General features: G+C 64.5%; 9 protein-coding genes and 1 pseudogene. 7 read left to right on the forward strand and 3 right to left on the reverse strand.

The features are described 5' to 3' along the window. The 6 genes and pseudogenes from EN993_RS24305 to EN993_RS24330 form a co-directional block, all read left to right on the forward strand. Nucleotides 1–514: pseudogene (locus EN993_RS24305) on the forward strand (class II histone deacetylase); the annotation flags it as partial. A gap of 4 nt (nucleotides 515–518) precedes the next feature. Then, on the forward strand, nucleotides 519–1,376 hold the full coding sequence (urtB, locus tag EN993_RS24310) for an urea ABC transporter permease subunit UrtB (RefSeq protein ID WP_127265030.1): 858 nt from the start codon (nucleotides 519–521) through the stop codon (nucleotides 1,374–1,376). Continuing rightward, nucleotides 1,373–2,359: a branched-chain amino acid ABC transporter permease gene (locus EN993_RS24315; protein WP_127265031.1), complete on the forward strand. Its 987-nt coding sequence runs from the start codon at nucleotides 1,373–1,375 to the stop codon at nucleotides 2,357–2,359. The genes urtB and EN993_RS24315 overlap by 4 nt, the downstream gene beginning before the upstream one ends. Continuing rightward, nucleotides 2,356–3,060, forward strand: a complete 705-nt coding sequence (locus EN993_RS24320) for an ATP-binding cassette domain-containing protein (protein WP_109661750.1) — start codon at nucleotides 2,356–2,358, stop codon at nucleotides 3,058–3,060. Before EN993_RS24315 ends, EN993_RS24320 begins: the two co-directional genes overlap by 4 nt. A gap of 2 nt (nucleotides 3,061–3,062) precedes the next feature. Then, entirely contained in the window at nucleotides 3,063–3,764 is a 702-nt protein-coding gene (locus EN993_RS24325) for an ABC transporter ATP-binding protein (RefSeq protein WP_127265032.1), read from the forward strand. 63 nt (nucleotides 3,765–3,827) lie between these two features. Next, nucleotides 3,828–4,976 carry a substrate-binding protein gene (locus EN993_RS24330; protein ID WP_245468953.1) on the forward strand — a complete coding sequence of 383 codons (1,149 nt, stop codon included), beginning with the start codon at nucleotides 3,828–3,830 and terminating at the stop codon, nucleotides 4,974–4,976. Between the two features lie 51 nt (nucleotides 4,977–5,027). Here EN993_RS24330 and EN993_RS24335 read toward each other — a convergent pair whose 3' ends face one another. After that, on the reverse strand, nucleotides 5,028–6,674 hold the full coding sequence (locus tag EN993_RS24335; protein WP_127265034.1) for an acetolactate synthase large subunit: 1,647 nt from the start codon (nucleotides 6,672–6,674) through the stop codon (nucleotides 5,028–5,030). 84 nt (nucleotides 6,675–6,758) lie between these two features. Then, nucleotides 6,759–8,096 carry an aromatic ring-hydroxylating dioxygenase subunit alpha gene (locus tag EN993_RS24340; RefSeq protein ID WP_164757780.1) on the reverse strand — a complete coding sequence of 446 codons (1,338 nt, stop codon included), beginning with the start codon at nucleotides 8,094–8,096 and terminating at the stop codon, nucleotides 6,759–6,761. 128 nt (nucleotides 8,097–8,224) lie between these two features. Between EN993_RS24340 and EN993_RS24345 the strand changes: the two genes are divergently transcribed. Then, nucleotides 8,225–9,118: a LysR family transcriptional regulator gene (locus EN993_RS24345; RefSeq protein ID WP_109661741.1), complete on the forward strand. Its 894-nt coding sequence runs from the start codon at nucleotides 8,225–8,227 to the stop codon at nucleotides 9,116–9,118. A 26-nt stretch (nucleotides 9,119–9,144) separates the two neighbouring features. Here the strand turns inward: EN993_RS24345 and EN993_RS24350 are convergent. Then, the coding region (locus tag EN993_RS24350) for an FAD-binding oxidoreductase (protein ID WP_164757781.1) at nucleotides 9,145–10,380 on the reverse strand (1,236 nt) is incomplete at its 5' end.

A 10,380-nucleotide genomic window follows, 5' to 3' on the forward strand; every position in this document is an offset into this window, starting at 1 on the left:
CTATCCGACCGGGCGCGGCGCGCTGGCCGACAACGGCAAAGGCGACGGCGAAGGCTACAACATCAACATCCCGCTGCCGGCCGGCAGCGGTACCGGCGCCTATGAAGCAACCTTCGACCGCGTCGTCGCCCCGGCGCTGCGCGCCTACAGACCGAACCTCGTCATCGTCGCCTCTGGCTTCGACGCGTCAGGCTTCGATCCGCTCGGCCGCATGATGCTCAACAGCGAATGCTTCCGGCGGCTCGCCGCGCGGATGGTGGCGCTGGCTGCCGAGACCTCGCAAGGGCGTCTGATCATGACCCATGAAGGCGGCTATTCGGAAGGCTATGTGCCGTTCTGCGGCCATGCCGTCATCGAGACGCTGGCCAATCACCGCACCGAAGTGGTCGACCCGCTGTCGGACCATATCGACGAATGGGCCGGGCAGGATCTGCAGCCGCACCAGGCAGCGGTGATCGATGCCGCCGAAGCCCTGCTCGCCGGCCTGCGCCAACGCCTCGCCAGCGCAGCCTGACGCGATGGATTTTCTCATCACCACGCTTCTCAATGCGCTGACACTGATCAGCATCCTGATGCTGGTCGGGCTCGGGCTGGCGATCAGCTTCGGGCTGATGAACGTGACCAACCTGGCGCATGGCGAGTTCGTCACCGTCGGCGCCTTCGCGGTCTATTTCGTGCAGAGCATGGGCGGCTCGTTCTGGCTGGGATTGCCCGCAGCGCCCATCGCCGGCGCGGTGGTCGGCTGCATCCTCGAGTTCGCCATCATCCGCCATCTCTACTCAAGGCCGGTCTCGACCGTGCTCGCCACCTGGGGCGTCAGCCTGATCCTGCAGCAAGGGCTGGAACTGACCTTCGGTCTCGGCGCCAAGCCGGTGACGCCACCGATCGAGGGCACGCTCGACCTCATCTTCACCGTCTATCCGGCCTACCGGCTGATCCTGATCGGCATCGCCATGTTGACCCTGCTCGGCGTCATCCTTCTGATCAGCCGTACGTCCTTCGGTCTCGACATCCGCACCGTTATCCAGAACCGCGAGATGGCCGAGGGCGTCGGCATCAACACAAGGCGCACCTACGCTATTGCCTTCACCTTCGGTGCGGCCATCGCCGGCCTCGCTGGCGGGCTGGTCGCACCGCTGGCGATCGTCCTGCCGCAGATGGGGGTGAACTACCTCGCCAACGCCTTCTTTGTCGTCATCGTCGGTGGCGTCGGCTCGATCGGCGGCCTTGTCGCCGGCAGCGTCTTCGTCGGCGGGCTGACCAGCATCCTCAACTACCAGATCTCGCCATCGCTGGCGCAGGCGATCGTGCTGCTTGCGGCCATCGTCGCTGTCCGTCTGCGGCCCAACGGCTTGTTCAACGGAGCATCGCGATGATCGCCCGCGACCGCAACTGGCTGCTGATCTTCGCCGTCTGCGTGGCGCTCGCGGGCGTCTATCCCCTCTTCGCCGACGGCTACCAGCTGACGGTGATCCGCGACGCGCTGATCTTCGGCCTGTTCGCGGCGAGCCTCGACTTCTTCTGGGGCCGCACCGGCATCCTGTGTTTCGGCCACGCCGCCTTTTTCGGCATTGGCGGCTACATCATGGCGCTGGTCACGCTCAACGACGCCATCCCCTTCGGAAGCCTGCTTGGTATCATCGGGGCGGTGGCGGGTGCAGCCTTCGTCGCCGCCATCATCGGCTACTTCCTGTTCTTCGGCGGCATTCGTGGCAGCTATTTCACAATCGTCACGCTGGCCATGGGCGTCATCTGCCAGCAGGCCGCGGTGTCGTGGAGCTCGGTCACCGGCGGCGACAGCGGCCTGATCGGCATCCCGCCGATCGAATTCGATGTTGGCGGCACGCATGTCGATCTTAGCCAGGACCTGCCCTCCTACATCTTCGTGGCGGCGATCGTCTCGGTGGTCGTGCTGGCGCTGTGGTCTATCAGCCGTGGCCGCTGGGGCACGGTGCTCACCGCCATCCAGGACAATGAAATCCGCGCCGCAGCCCTTGGCCACAACGCGCCACTTCGGCTGCTCGTCACCTTCACCCTGTCCGCCGCCATCGCCGGGCTTGCCGGCGCGCTTTATGTCTGCATGGCCGGGCTGGTGGCGCCCGACCTTTCCGGGCTGCTTCTGTCGACGGAAGTCATCGTCTGGGTGGCTGTCGGCGGGCGCGGCACGCTGCTTGGTCCGGTGCTCGGCGCGATCTTCATCCAGCGCGCGCAGCAGACGATCAGCAGCTTCAACCCGAGCCTGTGGCCGCTGCTGCTCGGCTGCGTCTTCGTCATCATCGTCTTCGTCCTGCCGGACGGCATCCTGTCGATCTACGCGCGGCTGAAGAGCCTGTTCAAGAGCCGGAGGCGCGCGCAATGAGCGACGTCCTGCTCCAGGCCAAGAATGTCGGCATCCGCTTTGGCGGACTTCAGGCGCTGGAGGCGCTCGATCTCACCGTGCACGACAAGGAGCTTTGCTGCATCATCGGGCCGAACGGCGCAGGCAAGAGCACCTTCCTCAACGTGCTGACTGGCACGCTGCGCCCGACCAGCGGCAGCGTGCGCTTCCTCGGCCGCGACATCGCCGGCTTGCCGCTGCATCGCATCGCCCGGCTCGGTATCGCGCGAAAATTCCAGATCCCATCGGTCTTCTCCAGCCTGTCGGTGGAAGACAATCTGAAGGTGGCGCGGTGGGGCGTGCCGTCACCGGCCCGGCCGGTCGGCGAGCTGCTGGAGCTGGTCGCGCTCACCAATCGTGCCGCGACGCTGGCTGGCGAACTCGCGCATGGCCAGAAGCAATGGCTGGAGATCGGCATGGCGCTGGCGATCGAGCCACGGCTGCTGCTGCTCGACGAGCCGACCGCCGGCATGACGCCGCAGGAGACGCTGGCAACGGCCGAGATGCTGCTGCGGCTGAAGGGCGAATTCTCGATCGTCGCGGTCGAACACGACATCCGTTTCGTGCGGGCGCTGAATTGCGAGACGCTGGTGCTGCATCAGGGACGCCGGCTGCGCAGTGGTCCTTTCCACGACATCGAGGCCGACGAGATGGTCCGCGACGTCTATTTGGGGAGGCGCTGACCATGCTGCGGACGATCGCGGTCTCGGCCGGCTACGGCCTGCTCCCGGTGCTGAACGGTATAGACCTCAGTGTCGCGCCGGGCGAAGTCGTCGGCCTGCTTGGCCGCAACGGCGCCGGCAAGACGACGCTGCTGCGCGTCATCGCCGGCGGCTTGCGGGCGAGCGGCGGTGCTGTGGTTCTCGGCGACCAGGACCTCACGAACGCACCCGCCTTCCGCCGCGCGCGGGCGGGCATCGCGCATGTGCCGCAGGGCCGCGGCATCTTCAATCAGTTGACGGTGCGGCAAAACCTGGAAGTTGGCACCCGCGCCGCCAAGGACCGTGGCGACGGCGGCATTCAGGCCGACATCTTCGGCTATTTTCCGATCCTGCGCGAACGCGAAGCGCAGGTCGCCGGCACGCTTTCGGGCGGCCAGCAGCAGATGCTGGCGATCGGCCGCGCCTTGTGCGGCCTGCCGTCGGTGCTGCTGCTCGACGAGCCCTCGGAAGGCATTCAGCCGAACATCGTTCAGTCGATCGCCGAGCTGGTGCCGCGCATCGCCCGCGAACGCGGCATCGCAATCGTTCTGGTCGAGCAGAATCTCGATCTCGTTCTCAAGGCATCGGACCGCTGTCTGGTGATGGAGAAGGGCAGGATCGTCCATGAAGGCGCGCCGGAGGCGTTCGCCGACGAGACCCTGCTGAAGGACCTGTTGGCTTTGTAAGGCGTGCATGGGGCGCGCCTGGGACTGGAAGGGAACACAACAATGATAAGCAGAAGAACTGTCTTGAAATCCGGCGGCGCCGCGGCCGCCTTTGCCATGGTCGGCGCGCCGTCAATCCTGCGCGCCGCAGACACTGTCAAGGTCGGCCTGTCGATCCCGATCACCGGGCTGCAGGCGATCCTCGGCGAAACGCTGCTCAATTGCTACAAGCTCGCCGCCGCCGAACTCAACGCCGCCAACGGTATTGGCGGGCGCCAGGTCGAGCTCATCATCGAAGACAACCAGACCACCACCAAGGGCTCCATCGACAAGGCGCGCAAGCTCATCAACGAAGACAAGGCCGACGTGATCATGGGCACGATCATTTCGCCCGAGCGAAGCGCGACGCTCTCGGTCACCTCAAAGGCCAAGAAGCTGTTCTTCTATCCGACCAATTTCGAAGGCGGCGAATGCAACCGCTACTTCGTCGCCACCGGCCCGATCCCGATGCAGCAGGTCGATCCGATGATGCCGTGGGTGGCCGAGAACCTGGGCAAGACCATCTATGTCATGGCCTCGGACTATGCCTGGCCGCAGAAGATGACCGAGGCGATCACGGCGGCCTATGAAAAGGCTGGCGGCAAGATCATCGGTGCCGACTACTATCCGTTCGGCACCACCGATTTCGGCCCGGCCTTCCAGAAGATCAAGTCGCTGAAGCCCGATGTCGTCTGGTCGATGGTGGTCGGCAACGACGCCGTCACCCAGCTCAAGCAGTATCGCAGCTTCGACATCAAGCAGCCGCTGATCGCGCCGCTCGACGAGGTCTTCAACAAGGACGCACTGCCGCCCGGCGTGGCGGCCGGCACCTACGCGCCGCAACCCTACTGGATGGCGCTCGACAACCCGGTCAACAAGAAGTTCATCTCGAGCTTCCGCGAAAAGTTCGGCCAGGAAAAGATGGTCAACGGCATCGGCGAAGCCGGCTACAACGGCCTGCATCTCTACGCGCTGGCCGCCGAGAAGGCCGGATCGCTGAAGGACGACGATGTACTTAAGGCGCTGCCGTCGATCGAGTTCGACGCGCCGCAAGGCAAGATCCGCGTCGACGCCACCAACAACCACACGCTCTGCCATTCCTATGTCGGCAAGGCGGCGGGCGACGGCATCGGCTACGAGATCGTCAAGGATTTCGGCACCATCGCGCCGGTAACGCCTTATTGCAAGGTCTAGGCGCTTCGGCACCAGTTCCAGGCAATCCTGACGGCGGCATTGTTGCCGCCATCAGGATGCTTGGGGCGCTGGGAGCCGCTCGCGCAACTCGTCGACAAGCACCCTGATGTTCTCGGAATAATCGATGGGCACGACGACGAGATGCACGCCGCCGCCGGTGAAGGCCTGTTCCAGCGCGGGCCGCAATTCGGCGATTGCGCCAACTCTGGTCCCCTTGGCGCCATAGGCCTCGGCGTATTTCACGAAGTCGGGATTGCCGAAGGTCATGCCGAAATCCGGAAACTCGTCGACCGCCTGCTTCCAGCGTATCATGCCGTAGGCGTGGTCCTCGAGCAGCAGGACGACGAGGTTGAGCTTGAGCCTGACGGCGGTCTCCAATTCCTGGCTGTTCATCATGAAGCCGCCATCGCCGCAGATGGCCATGACACGGCGCTGCGGATAGAGCAGTGCCGCCATCATCGCCGACGGCAAGCCTGCGCCCATGGTGGCCAGTGCATTGTCGAGCAGGATCGTGTTTGCCATGCGCGTCCGGTAGTTGCGCGCGAACCAGATCTTGTACATGCCGTTGTCGAGGGCGAGGATCCCGTCGGCCGGCATCACGGCGCGCACGTCATGCACGATGCGCTGCGGCGTGAAGCGATCTTCGGTGGCGCGCGCGGCGATCCGACTCAAAATACCTTCACGCAGCGGCAGCAAAGCCTGCGCGTTGGGGATGTTGCCCTCGATGCGGTCCGCCAGCAGCTTGAGCGAAGGGCCGAGGTCGCCGACAATCTCCGCTTGCGGGAAATAGACCTGCTCGACATCCGCGGACTGATAGCCGACATGGATGACTTCAGGCCCCTTGGCGCCCATGATGAAGGGCGGTTTCTCGACCGTGTCGTGGCCGATGGTGATGATCAGATCGGCCTGCTCTATGGCCTCGTGCACATAGTCGCGCTCCGAAAGGGCTGCCGTTCCCATGTAGAGCTCGGTGCCGCCGGGCACGGTGCCCTTGCCCATCTGCGTGGTGAAATAGGGAATTTGCGTGCGCAGCACGAACTGGGCGACATCGGGGGTCACGCGCGGCCGCGACGCCGCCGCGCCGAACATCAACAGCGGACGCTTGGCTTCCATGATCATACGGGCGGCGCGATCAAGCGCGCCCGGGCTGGCCAGCGGCAGTTCGACCGGGTGCGTCGGCACCAGTGCGATCGGCTCGCACTCCGCAGCCGCGATATCTTCCGGCAGTTCCAGATGCACGGGGCCGGGACGCTCTTCCCGGGCGACGCGAAAAGCTTCGCGCACCAGCGAGGGGATCATCTTCGGCGAGACGATCTGGCGCGACAGCTTGGTCAGCGGCTTCATCGCCGCGACGATGTCGACGATCTGGAAGCGAGCCTGCCGGGATGACAGGATGCCCTTCTGGCCGGTGATCATGATCATCGGCATCGCGCCGAGCAGCGCATAGGCCGAGCCGGTCGTCAGATTGAGCGCGCCGGGGCCAAGCGTGGTGATGCAGACGCCTGCCTTGCCGGTGAGCCGGCCATAGGTGGCGGCCATGAAGGCGGCCGCCTGCTCGTGGCGGGTCAGGATCAGCTGGATCGACGAGCGGCGGATCGATTCGACGATGTCGAGATTTTCTTCCCCCGGAATGCCGAAAATCCGTTCGACCCCTTCGTTCTCGAGGGCCGCGACGAACAGATCCGAACCTTTGGTCATGACCACCTCTCCCGCAACATTCCGTCGGCCACCTTCATATGGCATCGGAATGCGACGCCTCAAAGAGGCGTTTTCAGCCGTAGGTCAGAGCAGCGTATTGCAGCTCGCCGCTTTCGGCGATGCGAAAAGCTCCTTCGGCGCAGACCACTGGCTGAGCGGCGCGCCGCGCGTGCCGGTGAGCAGCGACCGCAGTTCCGACAGGTAGGTCTGCACGAAGAACGAGGTCTGGCTTTCCAGCGGCGTGTAAGGACCCGGCCGGTAGGCGCGCGACATGATGCCGTCGGCATTGTCCTCGGTGATCTTCTTGTCCTGCACCGTGGTGACGTCCCACATCCAGCTGATCGCATCGGCGTCGATGTCGCCATCGGCATCCTTGTCGACAAGCCAGGTCAGGATGACGTCGGTTTCCGTGGCGCTGCGCGGGATCATCTGGAACAGCGTGACATAGTCGTTGGCAGCACTTGCAAACGACAGGCGCCCGAGGCGGAAGCCGCTTTCGCCGCCATCATAGGCGTCACGGCCACCCATCAGGCACGAGACCCCTTGGCCCGTATTGGACAGCGTGTTGCGGCCGGCGCCGATCGGCTTGCGGTGCATGGCAAACGGCATCGTGTCGAGGTCGCCCGCCTGCCATGCGCCCTTGTGGAACTCGGCATCGCCGATGACGCTGTGCCAGGCCTCGATTTCGTTCTGCCACTCGAGCGCCTTGTCGGCGTCGCGCGTCGCGGTCACTTTGACATGGCCGTTGACGCGGTAATATTCGGGATGAGCCGGCCGGCAGTGATAGCATTCGAGGAAGTTCTCGAGCACCAGCTTCCAGTTCGCCTTGGTCAGATAATTCTTGCGCGCGACGATGCGTGCACGGTCGAGGCCGTTTTCGCGCAAGCCGCCCGTCAGCCCGTCCGCGACAGGCTGGATATCGGGCAACGAATTGGCATCGAGGCCGCAGAACACGAGGCCGCCGAAATGCTTGCAGGGCACGCGGTGCAGTCCCAGCGCTTCCGGATCGACGCTTGCCGGTAGATCCTGCCGTGACTTCAGTTCGCCGGTCAGCCTGAACGACCAGGCATGATAGGGGCAGACCAGAAGCTTACCGCGACCGTCCTTGGCGCAGAGCCGCGAGCCGCGATGGGTGCAGACATTGTAGTAGGCCGCGATGTCCTCCTCGCCGTCGCCGAAGCGCACGACGACGATCTCCTCGTCAAAAAGCTGGCGCACGATGTAGCGGCCCTTTTCGGGGACCTCGCTGGCATGGGCGACAAGCATCCATTGGCGCGGAAACCACAAGTCCCGTTCCAACGCGAAGATCGCCGGATCCGCATAGAAGGCCTGTTCCAGCGACCAGTCCGGACGTTGCCGGTCGATCAGCCTGACGGTCTCGCTTCTGTCGATAGGCTGGCTGTTCGATGTGTAGGCCTGCACGGCAAACACCTTTCTGCTCGCTGGCGTTAGGATGATGTTTCGATAGAGTGTGCGATGCGGAAAGGCTTGCAGCAAATACAGATATGATAGACCTTCATATCGAAAAGGCATGAAGGCAGGTTTGGACCGTGAAAACCCTCAAGACATCGCTTCCCCTGCTGAACGCCATGGTCGTCTTCGAGGCTGCCGCCAGGCATGGCGGGCTGACACTGGCCGCGCAGGAGCTCAACATCGCGCAATCGGCGGTCAGCAGGCATGTCGCCAATCTTGAGCGCCAGCTGTCGGTCGAACTGTTCACGCGCAAAGGCAATCGCGTCGCCGTCACCGGGGCCGGCAACACGCTGGCCGAAGCGATCCGCGAGGGTCTCAGCACCATCAGGCAAGCGGTCGAGGATTTGACCGCGCACGATAGCGATACATTCGTGGTCGGCTGCAGCCACGACCTCGCGCAGGCATGGCTGATGCCGCGCTTCGACCTCATCACCTCGCGGGTGGCAGATGGCCGGGTGCTTTTGCAGACATCCACCGACTACAGGGATTTCGACCAGCCTGAAGTGGCATTGTCGATCCGTTTCGGCGAAGCCGGGCAATGGCCCGAATTCTTGACCGAAAAACTGCTCGACGGTGAATGGTTCCCGGTTTGCGCGCCGGCGTTCCTGGCGCGTTATCCGGCGCTCGGCTCGGAAGAGCCCGAGGCTTTCATGACAGTGCCGCTGCTGCATCAGGTGACGCCGCCGGGCGCGATCGACAGTTGGCAATCGTGGATCGGGACCGACCGGAAACTCGATGGACCTCGGTTCACCGGCTACATGTCGATGATACACGAAACCATCGCCGGGCGCGGCGCGGCGCTCGCCTGGGCGGGATTCGCCGACGAGCATCTGCGTCGCGGCCAGCTCGTCCGGCTGACCAAGACCTCGCGTCGCCACGCCGGCTCCTTCCACATCGTCATGAGGAAGAATGCCGGCCCGGTGGTCAGGGCGGTGGCGCAGGCGCTGCTCGATAGCGTCGGCGACAGCTGACAGGCCAGCGTCGGGGACAGCTCCGATCAGGCCTCGCGACCAAACCGCGACGCCTCATGACGCGCGCCCCAGACCGGCATGGCGGCTTCGATCTCGGCTTCCGACTTGAAGGCGTCGGAGGCATAGCGATCGACACGGAATCGCTCGGCGGAAACGAACGGGGTCTGCCCGAGGACCAGTTCGCAGGAGAGCCGGCCAAGACCTGGTCCATGGGTGACGCCGCTCTCGTTGTCGCCGCCGACAACCACGACGTTGTCGCTGCCGGGCACCTTGCCGACGATGAGGCCGTGGTCAGGCGTGTAGCACGGCACGCCTTGCGCCCAGCTCGCGATCGTCGAACCGCGCAGCGGCGGGAACACCGTCTGCAGCTCGGCAAGCTCCTGCTCGGAGGTCTCCCGCATCAGCTCGAGATTGTGCGGCTGGCCGGGTTCGATTTCGCTGTCATTCGTCTTGTACAAGGGCTTGTAGTGCCGGCCGGTTCCCCACATGACGGCGCCGAATGTCTCGCGCAGCCACAGCCGCAATTCGCGGCACTGGACGGTGGGAATGGTCGACGGCAGCCCACGGTCGTCGGTGACGATGCGCGTTGCGACGACCCGCAGCAGCGGCAATTGCCAGCCAAGGCCTGATATGACCTGGTTGTTCCAGGCGCCGGCGGCAACGATCACGCCGTCGGCCTCAAGGCTGCCCTGATCGGTCTCGATCGTCACCCGGTCGCCGGCGTCATGGACGGCTGTGACACGTGTCTTGCTGCGGAAAATGCCGCCGAGCTCGCTGATCTGGCCGGTCAGCACACCCATCGCCAGCTTGGTGTCGAGCTGGATGCCATGCGGATTGTAGGCTGCCGAATGGACCCGCGCCGGATCGATGAGACCTTGCATCTTCTGGCCGATCTGCGCGGCGTTCAGGTCCTGCATTTCCGGCGGCGCATAGGGAGAGTCCAGCACCGGGCGGACAAAACGTTCGCGCCCGTCCTCGGTCAGCGCCATGATCAAAGTGCCGTTCGGCCGATAGCCGATCTCGACACCGACCTCATGCAGCCGGCGATAGAAATCGAGGCCATATTGCTGCAGCTGAAAACCCTCTTCGCCGAGCGGGATCATGCCGGCGGACCAATGGGAGACGAATCCCGCGCCGGCACTGGTGGTTGCGGCACCCGGCTGGCCCGCATCGATGACCGTCACCTGGCGCACGCCGGACCGCAGCAGATGAAAAGCCGCGCTGCAGCCGATGATGCCGCCGCCGATCACCGCGATATGTCT

This window comes from Mesorhizobium sp. M7D.F.Ca.US.004.01.2.1 (assembly GCF_003997785.1).
Taxonomy (GTDB): domain Bacteria; phylum Pseudomonadota; class Alphaproteobacteria; order Rhizobiales; family Rhizobiaceae; genus Mesorhizobium; species Mesorhizobium loti.